The sequence below is a fragment of the Cloacibacterium sp. genome (assembly GCF_047601505.1).
GTDB lineage: Bacteria > Bacteroidota > Bacteroidia > Flavobacteriales > Weeksellaceae > Cloacibacterium.
Genome location: NZ_JASGJD010000001.1, coordinates 1,967,014 through 1,982,580, shown reverse-complemented (window position 1 = coordinate 1,982,580; position 15,567 = coordinate 1,967,014). Strand labels below are relative to the sequence as shown.

General features: G+C 30.5%; 18 protein-coding genes and 1 pseudogene. 11 read left to right on the top strand and 8 right to left on the bottom strand.

What is annotated here, in order from left to right:
• The first annotated feature begins 538 nt into the window (after positions 1-538).
• From QM746_RS09150 to QM746_RS09140, 3 genes are all read left to right on the top strand, one after another.
• Positions 539-1,195 (top strand): hypothetical protein, encoded by a 657-nt coding sequence (locus tag QM746_RS09150; protein ID WP_414983937.1) that lies wholly within the window; start codon positions 539-541, stop codon positions 1,193-1,195.
• A 489-nt stretch (positions 1,196-1,684) separates the two neighbouring features.
• Complete coding sequence (locus tag QM746_RS09145; RefSeq protein ID WP_414983936.1) at positions 1,685-2,218, top strand: hypothetical protein; 534 nt, start codon at positions 1,685-1,687, stop codon at positions 2,216-2,218.
• Positions 2,208-2,759, top strand: coding sequence for a hypothetical protein (locus QM746_RS09140; RefSeq protein ID WP_414983935.1), 552 nt, complete (start codon positions 2,208-2,210; stop codon positions 2,757-2,759). The genes QM746_RS09145 and QM746_RS09140 overlap by 11 nt, the downstream gene beginning before the upstream one ends.
• Before the next feature lie 76 nt (positions 2,760-2,835).
• Here the strand turns inward: QM746_RS09140 and QM746_RS09135 are convergent, their stop codons facing one another.
• Entirely contained in the window at positions 2,836-3,069 is a 234-nt protein-coding gene (locus tag QM746_RS09135) for a helix-turn-helix domain-containing protein (protein ID WP_213188542.1), read from the bottom strand.
• A gap of 368 nt (positions 3,070-3,437) precedes the next feature.
• Between QM746_RS09135 and QM746_RS09130 the strand changes: the two genes are divergently transcribed.
• The 8 genes and pseudogenes from QM746_RS09130 (at position 3,438) to QM746_RS09095 (ending at position 10,126) form a co-directional block, all read left to right on the top strand.
• The gene (locus QM746_RS09130; protein WP_414983934.1) at positions 3,438-4,256 is read left to right on the top strand and encodes an RNA polymerase sigma factor; all 819 of its coding nucleotides are present in this window, start codon (positions 3,438-3,440) and stop codon (positions 4,254-4,256) included.
• A gap of 1 nt (position 4,257) precedes the next feature.
• The gene (locus QM746_RS09125) at positions 4,258-5,145 is read left to right on the top strand and encodes a hypothetical protein (protein ID WP_414983933.1); all 888 of its coding nucleotides are present in this window, start codon (positions 4,258-4,260) and stop codon (positions 5,143-5,145) included.
• Positions 5,142-5,351, top strand: coding sequence for a hypothetical protein (locus QM746_RS09120; protein ID WP_414983932.1), 210 nt, complete (start codon positions 5,142-5,144; stop codon positions 5,349-5,351). The genes QM746_RS09125 and QM746_RS09120 overlap by 4 nt, the downstream gene beginning before the upstream one ends.
• Positions 5,352-5,725: 374 nt before the next feature.
• Positions 5,726-6,769 carry an acyltransferase family protein gene (locus QM746_RS09115; RefSeq protein WP_414983931.1) on the top strand — a complete coding sequence of 348 codons (1,044 nt, stop codon included), beginning with the start codon at positions 5,726-5,728 and terminating at the stop codon, positions 6,767-6,769.
• Between the two features lie 620 nt (positions 6,770-7,389).
• Positions 7,390-8,217: pseudogene (locus QM746_RS09110) on the top strand (IS982 family transposase).
• 50 nt (positions 8,218-8,267) lie between these two features.
• A complete protein-coding gene (locus QM746_RS09105) occupies positions 8,268-8,405 on the top strand; it encodes a hypothetical protein (RefSeq protein ID WP_414983930.1) in 138 nt (45 codons plus the stop codon).
• A gap of 334 nt (positions 8,406-8,739) precedes the next feature.
• Positions 8,740-9,441, top strand: coding sequence for a CoA transferase subunit A (locus tag QM746_RS09100; RefSeq protein WP_414983929.1), 702 nt, complete (start codon positions 8,740-8,742; stop codon positions 9,439-9,441).
• Positions 9,442-9,469: 28 nt separating this feature from the next.
• Positions 9,470-10,126 (top strand): 3-oxoacid CoA-transferase subunit B, encoded by a 657-nt coding sequence (locus QM746_RS09095; protein ID WP_414983928.1) that lies wholly within the window; start codon positions 9,470-9,472, stop codon positions 10,124-10,126.
• Between the two features lie 45 nt (positions 10,127-10,171).
• Here QM746_RS09095 and QM746_RS09090 read toward each other — a convergent pair whose 3' ends face one another.
• The 7 genes from QM746_RS09090 to QM746_RS09060 form a co-directional block, all read right to left on the bottom strand.
• A complete protein-coding gene (locus QM746_RS09090) occupies positions 10,172-10,435 on the bottom strand; it encodes a GNAT family N-acetyltransferase (protein ID WP_414983927.1) in 264 nt (87 codons plus the stop codon).
• A gap of 99 nt (positions 10,436-10,534) precedes the next feature.
• Positions 10,535-11,470 carry an MBL fold metallo-hydrolase gene (locus tag QM746_RS09085; protein WP_414983926.1) on the bottom strand — a complete coding sequence of 312 codons (936 nt, stop codon included), beginning with the start codon at positions 11,468-11,470 and terminating at the stop codon, positions 10,535-10,537.
• A 5-nt stretch (positions 11,471-11,475) separates the two neighbouring features.
• A complete protein-coding gene (locus tag QM746_RS09080) occupies positions 11,476-12,054 on the bottom strand; it encodes a Crp/Fnr family transcriptional regulator (protein ID WP_414983925.1) in 579 nt (192 codons plus the stop codon).
• Positions 12,055-12,057: 3 nt separating this feature from the next.
• Positions 12,058-12,432, bottom strand: coding sequence for a bacillithiol system redox-active protein YtxJ (ytxJ, locus tag QM746_RS09075; RefSeq protein ID WP_414983924.1), 375 nt, complete (start codon positions 12,430-12,432; stop codon positions 12,058-12,060).
• A 79-nt stretch (positions 12,433-12,511) separates the two neighbouring features.
• Positions 12,512-13,504 (bottom strand): pseudouridine synthase, encoded by a 993-nt coding sequence (locus QM746_RS09070; RefSeq protein WP_374365158.1) that lies wholly within the window; start codon positions 13,502-13,504, stop codon positions 12,512-12,514.
• Between the two features lie 80 nt (positions 13,505-13,584).
• A complete protein-coding gene (locus QM746_RS09065; protein ID WP_414983923.1) occupies positions 13,585-14,472 on the bottom strand; it encodes a UbiA family prenyltransferase in 888 nt (295 codons plus the stop codon).
• A gap of 168 nt (positions 14,473-14,640) precedes the next feature.
• The gene (locus QM746_RS09060) at positions 14,641-15,567 is read right to left on the bottom strand and encodes a mevalonate kinase (RefSeq protein ID WP_414983922.1); all 927 of its coding nucleotides are present in this window, start codon (positions 15,565-15,567) and stop codon (positions 14,641-14,643) included.

The window sequence follows — 15,567 nt, the reverse complement described above, 5'->3', positions numbered from 1 at the left end:
AATCAACCTCTTTAGAAGCAATTTTAGAGAGGTTGATTATTTATTAAGATTCATAATGCTAAAAATTGGGGGTGCTTAAAATTGAGTTATTGATGCTTGGAAAGACTGATTTTATAAAAGCAAAGTTCTTCCCTTGTTTTAGAGATAGTACTTGAGCTAAAATACGTTGTGATTTTTGCTTAACTTAATGACATTGCGCTCGCCCGTTGCTGGCGCGAGCATCATGCTCGTGTCCACATTAACAATTTTCTATAATAATTATCCTCCGGAACTAGCATATCTAGACTGAGTTCGTAGAATAGTTGTGGTGTAAAGTGTTTTCGTCCTTGCATATTTAAATTTACGAAAATTTTATATCATAAATAACAGTTTTTAACTATATTTGAGTTGTGCAACAGGCACATAGGTTTTGCAAAATGGTTTGATTTATTACAAATATTAACTCTTTTATTATGATATAAAACTTAATTTATATAATAAAACATACGTTATAATAATACACCACTTCGCAAAGCCATAAACCATTATCTGCCATTTTATGAAAACGATTGCCCTAAAAATTTCATTCTGTTTTGTATTTATTTCAATTAATATTTTCGGATGTAAATGTGAAGATTTAGATTTAAAAGAATCTTTTAAATATGCAGAAATTGTATTTGTTGGAAAATTAAATGGTATTAAAAAAGTATCTTCTGGTTTTAAAACGCTCCAAAATCAATTGAGTAATGTAAAAATCGAAAAGATTTATAAACTTGATTATTACGATGAATTGTATCTTGAAAATACTTTTGCAACAATATTTTCATCTCAGTTAAGATCTTGTGATATTATTTTTGACGATAACAAAGAATACTTAATATTTGGATATATTGAACCAGATACAGGATTTATTTATTCTGAATATTGCTTTAAAACCAAACCACTAAATCAAATAACAAAATCTGACTTTGAAGAATTAGAGAAACTCAAAAAAGAGCACCAAATAGAAATTGAAAAAGCAAAGAAAAATGATGAAATTACTGTAGATTTAAATTACGAAGGAAATATTCCAAATAAACAAATTGAGAGACAAAAGCGTGATATTGATTCACTGAAGAGCGAAAATAACTTACTTAAAGTCATTCTTTATTCGATTTCAATTCTATTCGTATTCTTTATAGTATTCATAATTGTTAAGAAAAAAAACAGCAGATAACAACCAGAGTTTCGTCTTATCCGCAGGACACGAAACGAAACTCTGGTTGCCCTTCGACTTTGCTTTGGGCTCTCTTCTTCGATTTTTAGGATATTTGTTTTTTTTAAGATTCATTCGGTGTTGGATTTTTTTTGTTTTAAACACCCCGTCATTCCTATTTCATAGGAATGCCACCCCTCTGAAAGAGGGGAATTTAGAGAGTTTTGATATGTTGAACATTTTTATTATCACGCTCCGAAGTTACAAACTTCGGAGAGCAGGGGTTGTGCAACAGGCACATTGTATTTGCAAAATGTGGAATTAAAGTCCTGAATTGAAAAGCAGAAATATTTTGCCGCATATGCTTTTCAATTCCACAAGTTTTTGTAATTTAGTTCCATTGAAAAAACATATGCTCAGTTCAGACTTCCTTGAACTAAAGTTCTTCAAAAGCCCGCACTTCGCAAATACTTTTTCCGTTAGCTGTAATTTTTCCCCAACGAAAACGAAATGGACACATTGAAGGATTTCCTACCAATAATTGCAATATTTATTTCTCTGTTAGCATTAATTGTTTCCATTTTGAATTATTTCAATGTAAAACTGAATAGAAAGATTTCAGAAAAACAATTTTTGAACAGACAATCTATGTTTAGCCTATATTTAAACAATAGCTACGCATACATAAAGGATGATAAAAAATATACGCTTTTTAATGTTACAATTTTAAATAAGTCAGAAACAAAAAATTCATTCATTGCCACTCTTGAAATAACATATAGTTTTAGCGATTCATTATCAAAAGTAAAAATTCCTTATGATAGACAAACTCTGACTAAAGTAAAAAACTTAGAATATACGTTCTACGAAACAAACATAACAGTGTCTGAAAAAGAAACAACCACAAAGTGGTTGATTTTTGAAATTCCAAGTAAACTTGAAGGAGCGATAATAGACAAATATGAATTAAATTTCATAGACCCTCACAATTATTCTCAAAGCGTTACTTCTATAATCTTAAAGAAATTACCAGATGAAATTTGATAATGACACATATAAATCATACGAGATAATCTCTCATGGAAAATATTCATCTCCTATAACAGGAGAATCAAGGTTCATCCCTTTTGTTACCATACACAATAGTGCCTTAGAGGTTGTTGAATTAATCGAAATTCATATGGAAACACCACCCGGAGACATTGAAACAACCTGGACAAAAAAAATGTCAATTTTTAAAACCAAAGAATTTACATTAAAACTAAGATTCACAATCCCACAAGAATTAACTTTCGGTATAAGGTTTGACATAGATAAGCATCATGAACTAATTGATGGAATTTTAATTTCTCAAGCACTATACCTAGATACTGGAGAATACGGACATAAATTTATGACTTCTGAAAGCGGTCAAATTTTAATTGAAGTACCAAGGACATCTTTTGGTTCAACATGGGATTCTGTCCAATTAGATTATATTAAACGTATTTTGAAAAAGAATGGTACTCCTAAAAAAGAAGTAGATAAAACTGCAAAAGAATTTATCAAAACTAATCGAGAAATATGGTATTGGCGTGGAAAATAAAAACTACAGCTAACATATTCTATGTCAAAAAACAAGAGAAAAATAAATGAATAAAAAACCAATTTTCGTCGGTGTTTTATTCATTTATAAGTTTAAAAAACTGTTCAAGAGTAATTTTTCTTGCCTTACAGATTTTATAAAGAGTTTCAACTGGAATTCTATAAGTAGTATCACTTTTAATCTTTCTTACAGTACTTTCTTCAATATCATGATTTTTAGCAAATGAGTTCTGTGACTTATTTTCTTTAAGCCATGGAATTAACCAGTTTTTAGTTATATAAGTACAGATTTTCTCGTTTATGTCAATCATATAACAAAAGAAATGCTTTATGAATAAAAAATTACGGTCGAACGACCGTAATTAAATTATTTTGTTTATATTTGTAAAAATTACAATGTATATGTAATTTTGCAATAGTTCAAAGAAATATAGAAGCTATTGCTTAGATTCTCGACTAGAAAACTGGTAATTTTATGTGTACGAGAAGATAAGTAAATGTGCTCACGACCGCGGCGTGGGCTCACTTATCGTACACGGGTATACCAGTACCTCTAGTCAATAAGTTGAGTTCCACGCCTTTTCTATTGGGCAAAATGCAGTGAGTATGTGTGTTGAATGGTACAAAAGAATTCATCTTAAAGATCGAAGCAGTTTCTTCCAGCTAAAACACACTGCTTATGAAAAGAACAGACTCTTTGCCTCGGATACTGAAAGATGCTCAGCTCTATGAACTGCTGAAAAAAGGCGACCCAAATTCTTTAGAACATATTTATTTGCGTTACAAAAGACTTCTTTTCTGGATAGGAAAACAAATAGTGGAGGATGATTTTGTGGTGGAAACGCTTGTTCAGGATGTTTTTCTCAAACTTTGGTTGCAACGTGATTCTATTGAAACACCCAATCATATTTTGGGGTTTTTACGTTTTGTTTTAAAAAGAGATTGCCTCACTTATTACAGTTCTCCAAGAAATAAATTCACTCGCCTTATTAACTCCTTAGAACGTTACGAGAACTATCAGGATTATTTGGCTGGTTACGACCCTGCTCAAGACAAGGAACTTCTCCTCCTTCAGGAATCTGAACAGAAAAATTTAGATGAAGTGAAGAAGGTTTTAAATGTTTTGGATTCTAAAAGGAAACACCTCATAGAACTTTGTCTTGAATATGGCTTTCAGTACAAACCTATTGCAGAAGCTATGGGAAGCAGTGTAAAAGACATTAGCAATGAAGTGAACAGAGCCATCAATGACCTTCGGGACATTATTAAAGGAAGTGCTTTTGAACAACCTAAAATAAAAGTCTCTGAACATGAAAAACAACCCAATAAACTCAGCAGTCGACAACTTGAGATTTTGAAAAGAAGGTTTGAGCATAAATCGTCTTTCTCGGTGATTGCTCAAGAACTCAATTTATCTGAAAAGGATGTTCATCGGGAATTTCTATTTGCGTATCAATTTCTACAAAGTAAAAAAAACAACACTGAAACAATTCTTTGAAATGGAAAAATCTACAATTACTCTTACCCGAAGAATTCAGTTGCTCCTAGATGTTTCTAGTGATGAGAAAAAAGCGATGTGGGAAAAACTGTATCGCTATCAGAACAGGTGTTATAGAGCTGCTAATTTTATTGTATCTCATTTGTATGTTCAGGAAATGATGAAGGATTTCTTTTATTTTACAGAAGACATTCAATACAAGTTGGCGGACATCAATAAAGATGAAATGGGAATGTTTAACCGCTCAAAAACCAATACTACAGCACGAATGGTGTTTGATAAATTCAAAGGGGAAATCCCTACTGATATATTGGGAAGTTTGAATAATACGATTCAATCTGTTTTTTCAAAAGAAAAATCTGACTATTGGCGAGGTTTAAAATCTTTGAGGAACTTTAGAAAAGATATTCCTATTCCGCTTCCTGTTAAATGTATCAGCAAAATGAGATATGAAGAGGAAACGAAGGCATTTTGTTTTAATGCATTTGCTATTCCTGTAAAAACGTATTTGGGAAAAGACTTTACGGATAAGCGTTTGATTATGGAACGCCTTTTAAGAGATGAAATAAAACTTTGTACCTCGCAGATTCAATTGAAAGACAAGAAAATCTATTGGCTTGCTGTATTTGAATTTGAAAAAGAGGAGCATCATTTAAAACCCGAAATCATTGCTGAAGCTTCTTTGTCTCTGGAACATCCTATTGTAGCAAAAGCGAATAATGTGCGCATCAATATTGGCACAAAGGAGGAGTTTCTCTACCGAAGACTTGCTTTACAGGCTAGCCTGAAAAGGATTCAAAATGGTATTGCTTCTGCCCGTTCTGGAAAAGGGGCAAAACGCAAAAAAAAGCTCTTTACAATAGAGAAAATATTGAAAGTAGGTATGTGAATCATCGACTTCATTTGTACAGCAAACAACTTATTAATTTTTGTATTGAACAACAGGCAGCGACTCTTATTCTTAAAAATCAGGAGGACAAAATAGGGATTGCCAAAGAACAGAAATTTGTGCTTCGCAATTGGAGTTATTATGAATTGCAAGCCAAAATAAAATACAAAGCTGAAAAAGCAGGTATTGAATTGATTATAGGATAGCAGCAAGCAGCATAACGAGGGTGCTTGTACACCCGTAAGGTGAGGTATTGAACACTCACTAAATACTCTAGCAGTATATACAACGGCGTGGGTCTCTTTTTTTTTCTGAAATAGTGATTGTGAGAAAGGGAAAACTACAAACGCAGTGTATTTATGAAATGAGGGGCTAAAGTCTAGATAAAACTACTCTACTTTGTTAGAAATTGGTGAATTATCATCCACATTTTTTTTCATAATTTAGCTTATGGAAAAAATAGGCTTCTTATAGTTGATAATTGAACTTTGACAACGTCGAAATACATCGTTTGATTTAATTTTTATTTTTGACCAAATTAACAATGTATAAAATATTAAAAACTAAATGCTAAGAACGTATGAGATTAAACAACAGAATTAACTGGATTGACAATGCTAAGGCAATTGGCATTTTTTTAGTATTTTATGGACATTATATTGAATTTTTCGGAAGGCAAGAAGAGTATAACATCGCTAGACATCAGTTTAGATTAATATATTCATTTCATATGCCTCTTTTTTTTATTATTTCAGGTTTCTTTTTAAAGAAAAATCAATTTGATATAAAAATAATAAAACATCTATTTAAACAGATTATTATTCCAATAATTTCGTTCGCAATTTTAACTGTGCCGTTTTGGTATTTTTACAATGATATCAGCCTAAAAGAAATTTTAACAAAAGCACTATATTATATAGGAGGCAGCGCACCTTTAAATATAACAACTTGGTTTTTGTTTTGTCTTTTTTCTGCAAAAATTTTCACTCTTATAATTGGATTACAAGAAAATTTATATAAGAATATAATAACATCTATTTTATTGCTATCTGCAGGATATTTTATAACCAATAATATAAATTTAATTCAAAATTACACTAAAATAGGAAAAAACTTTTGGTACATTCATGAAGGAATTATTGCATCGGGTTTTTTATATTTAGGTTATGTTATTTTTGATTATTTAAAAAAATTAAACAATCAAAAAAATTTAAAAATCTTTTTATTAATAATATCCTGCTTACTATTTATGTTTTCATATTATTTTATCAAAAATGATATTAATTCTATGGTAAACTCTTCGCATGGTAAATTTTTTCCTTTTATCATTCATGCAATTTTAGGATCAATAACCATTATTATTTTGGGAATGGTTATTCCATCAAATAAAATATTATCATTTTATGGTAAAAATACTTTAATACTTTTAGGATTAAATGGATTTTTTTTTCATTTTTTAAACAAAGACATCTCTAATTTAACAATAAATTTTACTCATAATTCTTGGTTTGATTTATCCATTAATTCAACTCTATATTGTTTAATTTCATTGATAATATGTTATCCATTTATAAATTTGTTTAACAAATATTTACCTCAATACTTTGGAAAACCTACAAAATGAAAAGGCTTACGACTTTGAAAATCATTACAAAACCCTAATTTAAAAAAATATTCATTTAAAATATAAATCCTAGCACTTTAGTTCTTCTGTACACTCAGAAAACAGATACTGGAGAGTTTTTTTATAATTCTATAAAAACAACAAGCATTATATATTTGCTAAATGACGAGATAAAGTCTAAATATTTTCATGTATCCTCTTATTTCCAATCACATTTTTTATTAACTTAGTTCATGGAAAAACTTCGGCTTCGTTTGGCTCTAAATTGAACTTGTAGTTCTCTTTTCGCCTGCCTTCGCAAATATTTTTTCGTTAGTCAGAATTTTATAAAAAATACGTTCCAAAAAATAATCTTTATAATTATATTGATGTTTTAAAAACTTTTATTTTCTCAAATAATAGTTGGAGATGATTATAAAAAAATCCTTACTGTCTTTTCTATAGATATAGAATTTAACCCGTTGTGCATTATGAATAAAAAGAATAAAGTTGTTCATTCGATTTAAAATCAGTAAATTGTTTTTACCACAAAACATTTACAATGAACAACTTGCAAGCAAATTACGAAAGAAACCTAACGAAGTGGTTCGACGGAGTCAATTTTGGAAGTTTTAAGAAAAATATCCAGTGAAAATCTTCTATCTTACCAAAGACGAGTGCCAAAACTAAAAGATTTGGAATTGATTAGTCTCGTTCTAACTGTTGAATTTATGGGAATTGATAGTGAAAACCATCTTTTTCGCCATATCCCCGATACACTTGGGCAAAAAATAGATCGAAGTGTATATAATCGACGGAAACGCAGATTAGCCAGTAAGATTAATGAAATAAGAATGAAACTGGCAAGAAGTTTTAACGAACATGAGAAGTTCTTTATCATTGATAGTATGCCTGTAGAAGTTTGCAAACTTTCCAGAAGTCACACCTCAAAAATTTGTAAAGATGCTTAATATTGTTATCCAAACAGAGGTTTTTGTGCCTCCCAACAAATGCATTTTTATGGTTACAAACTTCATGCGGTTTGTTCTATAAGTGGAATTTTCCAAAGTATCGATTTAAGTCCAGCCTCTGTTCACGACATTCACTATTTAAAAGATATTAAAGAACAATTGTCAGATTGTACATTACTTGGGGATAAAGGATATTTGTCATCTGAAATTCAAATTGATTTATTCAATTATGCAAATATAGAATTAGAAACGCCCAAAAGAGTGAATCAGAAAGATTACAGACCTCAATTTTATTTGTTCAAAAAACAGAGAAAGAGAATTGAGACACTGTTTTCGCAATTATGTGACCAATTTATGATTAGACGTAATTATGCAAAGAGTTTTGAGGGATTTAAAACCAGAATATTAGCTAAAATAACAGCTTTAACCGTTGTGCAATTCATCAATAAAGTCTATTTCAAGCGAAATATCAATAATTTAAAAGTCAATATTATCTAAAATGCACAACGGGTAGAATTTATAAATTTATTATCCCCAATGAAAAATAATTGAGAGATTTTATTGGCTTTATAGATAATATACCAGAAGCTCTTTTGATTGCTAAGACTTATGACTTTTGGTTTGATAAGAAAGAAAAAAATGGAGGTTCTTACAAAATGGAAAATAATTTTGTGTATTTATATTAAGTAAAATTTAGCAGTTGCCAAGTAAGTCGTGAATCCTTTATAATTAAAATTAATAGAAAAACTCAAGAGATTGAGTATAAAAGCAACGGAATATACTACAAAACCGATAAATGTTATACTTCATAAGAAAAACAGCGAAAAACATTGGTAGCTGTTCCACAACACCAATTTTTTAAAATATACTTTTGAAAACACAAATTACAACCTCTTTAGCTGTTCGAAAAACTCAGAAAAAGTTTATATATATAAGCAGTCTAATTGTCTTTTGTTCAAAATTTTCAATCAATCACTTTGTCAATCCAAAAAATTTGTATTTTAGGCAAAATGAAATCTCATGATTAACAAAACAGTAAAAAACGTTTCAGAAGCTTGTGCAGACATTAGAGACGGCGCAACCATTATGTTTGGCGGTTTTGGTTTATGCGGAATTCCCGAAAATTGCATTGCTGAATTGGTAAAAATGAATGTTAAAAATCTTACTTGCATTTCCAATAATGCTGGTGTTGACAACTTCGGATTGGGATTACTTCTCCATCAAAAACAAATCAAAAAAATGATTTCTTCTTACGTTGGCGAAAACGCAGAATTCGAGCGCCAATTGCTTTCTGGAGAATTAGAAGTAGAGCTCATTCCGCAAGGAACTCTTGCCACAAGATGTATGGCAACAGGTTATGGTATGCCTGCCATTTTTACACCAGCTGGAGTAGGAACGGAAGTAGCCGAAGGAAAAGAAATTAGAAATTTTAACGGAAAAGATTATCTTCTGGAATATGCTTTTGATTCGGATTTTGCCATTGTAAAAGCTTGGAAAGGCGACACCGCAGGAAATCTTATCTACAAATCTACTGCCAGAAATTTTAATCCCATGATGGCAATGGCTGGTAAAATTACCATTGCAGAAGTGGAAGAATTGGTAGAAGCTGGCGAATTGGAGCCAGACCAAATTCACACACCGGGAATTTACGTTCACAGAATTTTTGAAGGTAAAAACTACGAAAAACGCATCGAAAAAAGAACAGTTCGCGATAAAATTTGAAAATATGCTAATTTGAAAAATTAAAAAAATGGGACTTACAAAAGAACAAATTGCGATGCGCATTGCAAAAGAGATACAAAATAACACCTATGTAAATTTAGGAATCGGGATTCCTACATTGGTTGCGAATTACATCCCAGAAGGTTTTAATGTAGTTTTACAATCTGAAAACGGAATCTTGGGAATGGGACCTTTCCCTTACAAAGGCGAAGAAGATGCAGATTTAATTAACGCCGGAAAACAAACCGTAACTTTACTTAAAGGTGCTTCCATTTTTGATGGCGCTACAAGTTTTGGAATGATTAGAGCTCAAAAAGTAGATTTAACGATTCTAGGCGCTATGGAAGTTTCTGAAAATGGAGACATTGCCAATTGGAAAATCCCAGGGAAAATGGTAAAAGGAATGGGAGGAGCAATGGATTTGGTGGCTTCGGCAAAAAATATAATTGTAGCCATGCAACAAGTTAATAAATTAGGAGAAAGCAAACTTTTACACAATTGTACATTACCACTAACTGGTGTAAAATGTATTAAAAAAATTGTAACCGAATTAGGAGTTTACGAAGTAAAAAATGGTGCATTTCATTGCATTGAAAGAGCTCCGGGAATTTCAGTAGAAGACATAAAAAAAGCAACAGCAGGAAAATTAATCATTGATGAAAACGTACCAGAAATGAGTTTTTAAACAAAAAAGGAATCTCTTACGAAATTCCTTTAATTTATTAATTATTTAAGCTAAGACATCAGAAAATTCATCATTTCTGAGAACCTGATGTGCTGTAGAACACAATGGTCTTATCTTAAAATTATGTTTTTTGGCGTGCTCTACAACAGCCATTACTAATTTTTTCACAAGGTCTTTACCGTGGTATTTATCATGAACTTCTGTGTGAGTAATTTTCAAAACACCTTCTCTTTCAGAAAATTCTATGTGACCAATCTTATCACCAGAGTCGAACAACTCAAATCCTTTAATTATTTCTTTAAATTCCATCACTGTGTCTTTTATAGTTTGCTACTAATCAAAGTTATAGCAAAAAATAACACCATGCAATAATTATTTTCAAATTATTAAAAAAATCATATTTTGAATTTAAAAACTCAACTTTTTGCCTTGTTCAGGAAAGACTAAATTGACCTGAAAAGGATTATCATTCCTCAATTCTTCAGCAATAATTTCAGGATTTTTTCCTGTTGGTTTTCTATGTGTAATTACAATATTTAAACCTTTCAAATTCTCTTTTCCTACAAAATTTGCTAATTTTGATAGTTCTTCGTTTAACAATTTTGGTGTTAAATGTCCGAATAACAGATTTTCTTTCTGAGCATTCGGAAAAGAAACTTCTATTAAAATGGCTTTTAGAGATTTATTTTTAATCAAAGGAGATATATTTTTCCAAAGATTTTCTAGTTTATTGCTTTGCTCTACTCTATCTGCACCAATATCTCCCAAATACAGTAAATAATCTGATTGATGTTGAATTAAAATAGCAGAACTCAAATGCGTTTTGGTATGACTTAGCTCAAACAATTGCGCTTCAAAATCAGTTTCAGGGATATTAAAATTCTTTTGAGGTTCTATTGCATTGATGTGATACTTCCCAATTGCATTAGCTCCTTCATCACTAAAATTTGCCCAAACATCATTACTAAAATACTTTTGAAGTAAAATATTTTTAACAAACGGAATGGCGTAAATATTCTTTTTACTGTCTGCCGGTGAATTGATAACCAAACCAGAAACGTGGTCCAAATGTCCGTGAGAAACAAAATACGCTTTAATATAATCTTTTAGAACTGTAGCTTCGTCTGTTGCAAAAGTTTTATTTTCTATTGCTTTTTGAATGCCCGAATTAATAGTTCCTGCATCTAAACAAAGGAAATTGTTCTTCCCAGCAACCGAAACCAAATAAGAAGACAAATTATCTTCTTTTTCGCCACCATAAATCCCCAAAGGAACGACGTCAAACGATTGAGATTTTGCAAAAAAAGATATTGCTATAAAACAAAATATTACTAATCTTTTCATTAAAATTATTTTTTCTTCACCAATTCTTTTCTTACTCTGCTCAAGCTTTCTGGTGTAATGCCAAGATAAGAAGCTACCATCCATTGCGGTACTCTTTCGAAAATACTAGGATATGTTTTTAGAAAATCTAGATATCTTTCTTCGGCTGTTGCACCTAGTAATTGATTAATTCTTTTTTGCAAACTGCTGATATGATTGTGCAACAGAACATTTTGTCTGGAAAATACAGACGGTTGTTTTTCTCCAATAAAATCAAAATATTCTGGAGAAAGAATTAAAACTTCTGTTTCTTCTATCGCGTCAATATAATAATCTGAGGGATGATTGAGATACAAACTAGATCTATCTACCAAAATCCAATTTTCTGGTGCAAAATGCAAAATATGTTCTTTCCCATTTTTATCAATGCTGTACATTCTTAATAAACCACTGTTTACAAAAAATGTATCTTTACAAACTTCGCCTTCCCTAAGCAAAACGCCTCCTTTTGGCACTTTTTTAACTTTAATTTTTTCGCTGCAATATTCTACTGTTGACATAGGAATGTCTAACAATGCAGAAATTTGTAATTGAAAGTTTTCCATTATTTATATAAGATGTTGTTTTATTGTTTCCTGTGAAATCCCGTCATGTGATGCATTATAAATGGCTTCTTCATTTTTAATCAAAATCACTTGTGGGCTCTGGTGTGTAATGTTAAATTGCTCAGCTATTTCATTAGAAATATTTCTATAATTAAGCAAATCCAGATAATAAAAGTCTATATTTTCGGTGTTAGAATTTTCTGCTTCATTTTCAAAATTCTTCAAAACAGTTTTGCTAATGATACATCTTGTAGAATGTTTAAAAATAACAACATTCTTAGTATTTGAATTTTCTATAGCGGCATTTAAATCGTTTTCAGATTCTATTTTGTGCCAAATTTCCGAAATACTTTTTGAGGAAGAACCAAAAAAACTCATATTTTAATTTTTTTCAAAATTAATTCAAAAAACAGAATTAAAAAATAAAAAAGAGCGCTTAAATTGCGCTCTTGTTATTTTATAACATTTTCAAGTTATTTACTTCTAGTTCTGTAAGAATTCTCCAGTGTCCTCGTTTGATATTTTTCTTGGTAAGACCTGCAAACATTACTCGGTCTAGTGCTTCTACTTCGTAGCCCATTTTTTGGAAAATTCTACGTACTACTCTGTTCCAGCCAATATGCAATTCAATCCCGATTTCGTTTTTAGGTTTTCCATCAATGTAAGAAATGGCATCTACTTCTGCAACACCTTCTTCTAATCTAATTCCTTCTGCTATTGCATTAAGGTCTGCTCTATCTAATTTTCTATCTAAAGTAACATGATAGATTTTCTTCATATCGAAAGATGGATGCGTTAACTTTTTGGTTAAATGTCCATCATTGGTAAGTAAAATAACACCAGTTGTACTTCTGTCTAATCTACCAACAGGAAATAATCTGTAAGGCGAAGCATTGGCTACCAATTCCATTACAGTTTTACGCATTTTTTCGTCTTTTGTAGTAGAAATATAACCTTTTGGTTTGTTTAGAAGCACATAAACAGGTTTTTCTGGCGTAATTCCTTGTCCATCAAAAACCACTCTATCAGTTTTCTGAACTTGGTAGCCCATTTCTGTAACTACTTTACCATTTACTTCTACCAAACCTTGTGTAATTAAATCATCTGCTTCTCTTCTGCTACAAATACCAGAATTAGCAATATATTTATTAAGACGAATGGTTTCTTTGTTATCAGATTTTGACAATTTATCTAAACGTCTTTTTTGAACGAAAGATTTTGCTCTATCGTCATCTTTATCAAATTTTTTGAAAGGTTTTTTTCCAAATTTAAGGTCTCCTTTTTCGTATTTTTCTCTAGAATCAAAAGTTCTTTCGCCACCTCTTTTTGGGGTGTCTGTACCTCTGGCTCTTTTTGGTTTATCGAAAGAAGGTTTTGAGCTTTTAGGCGACGAAGGTCTCCTATCAGAATTTCTATTATTGCTTTTACCTGAATTTCTTTCTCTGCTCATATAAATTTAAATTTCTGCAAAGATAGGGAATTTTCTCGGATGTTATTTATTTGATGTTTTGGAAGATATAAAATAGATTTTTAAGAATAAATTCCATTAAAAAGCATAAAAAGAACCCCAATAAAAACCCAAATTCTAAGTAAATTAATTACCCAAAACATTTTATTTTTTTGATAAGTTAAAACCGGGAAAAGTAAAAAAAGAAAAAAGAAAATACTCAATATAAAATACCAAGAAAATATATTGAATTGATGGTAAGTAATTACAATTATTATTGAAATTAAGATGTTGAAAAAAATAACAACAGCAATATTATTATAAGAAAATTTCTTGCTAAAAACATTCGCTATAGTATTATATCCGAATACTTTATCTACATTTCGTGTCAAAACATCTTTAATTAAATCTATACTTAGCATCAATAAAAAAAGAAAAATTGCCATTAAAAAAATTTTATACGAAAAGTGCTGATAATACACCAACATCCCAAAAAAAGGATAAAGCGACAAACTTACGTACGTAAAATTATTAATAATGAAAATTTTGCTCAGTTTATGACTATAAAACCAAATAAAAAACTGATAAATTAAGAAAAAAAACAAAATTCTTGGCGAAAGCAATGCCGAAATAATTATGCTAACCAAATTAAGCGTAATGTAAGAATATAAAAAATATCGCTCCTTTAGAAAACTCTGCAATCTGGTTCTAAACGGTCTTGCAAGCATATCTTTCTCATTATCATAAAATCTATTGATAATTCCGCCAGCTGCAATACTAAGAATAGAACAAAAAATAATCCCATGAACTTTATAATCGAAAACAAATTTTCTAAGACTTTCTTCTTGATTGAACAGAAAAAATGTAGAAACATACAACGCAAAAGTAAAAAGTAAAAGTACGAAAATCCTAGCTCCCAAAAGCAAACTCATCAATTGAGACAGTCGATAAAGTATAGGATTGTTCTTCATTTTTTTGTAAAATCGTGAAACCGTTAAAAAGGGAAAAACTGTTAAAATGTAAAGCTGAGAAATCGTTAAGATTCTATTTTAAGTAATTATAAAATTGTAAAAAAACTGAGTTTCAAAATGCTTTTTAAAAAAGTCTCACAAATTTATAAATAAACGATTTCGCAAATTTTAAAATCTATAAATCACTTCTTTATTGAAACCTTCTAGCATTTTATCAGCTTTTTCGTAATCTTTTGTAAAGCCCAAGATGTAGCCTCCACCTCCACTACCGCAAAGTTTTAGATAATATACATTGCTATCCAGACCTTTTTTCCAAGCGTTATAAATATTCTCTGGAATCATCGGTTTGAAATGCACATAAGCCCATTTTGATAGATTTTTCAGGTGTTTGAAAAATGGAGTCATTTCTTTATTAAGGAAAGTATCAATGCACGCATTGTTATACTTAATGAATTCTTCTTTTAAAGTTTTTCTAAAACCTTCGTTTTTTAATTTCTCAAAGAAAATTTGTATCATTGGTCCAGTTTCGCCAACGCTCCCAGAGTCAATTAAAAAAATTGCACCTTTTCCTACTTCTTCTTTTGGAATAGAAACTTTATCCAGATTGTCTTTATTTTCGATAAGAATTGGTAAATTCATGTAGCAAATAAGCGGATCCATGCCAGAACTTTTGCCATGAAAATAGCTTTCCATCTCACCAAAAACAGATTTTATATTTTTTAAATCTTCTTTTGAAATATTTTCAGGATTGTGTTTAGAAAAAGAATATCTCTCGAAAATTGCAGCAACCAAAGCGCCAGAACTTCCTACACCATATCCTTGAGGAATATTAGAATCGAAAAACATTCCGTTTGCAATATCTTGTTTAAATTGATCAATATCTAATTTAAAATTCTGCGAAAGTTTTAAATCACTCAAAAAATCTGCGTATTTTTTAAGATGTTGATTAGAATTTTTCTCAAAATCAGAATTAGAATCAGAAAATTTAAGGGTTCCTTTATAAAAACTAAAAGGTACAACAAGACCTTGGGAGTTTTCAATCATGCCATACTCCCCGAAAAGAATTATTTTAGCGTAAAATAATGGATTGGTCAT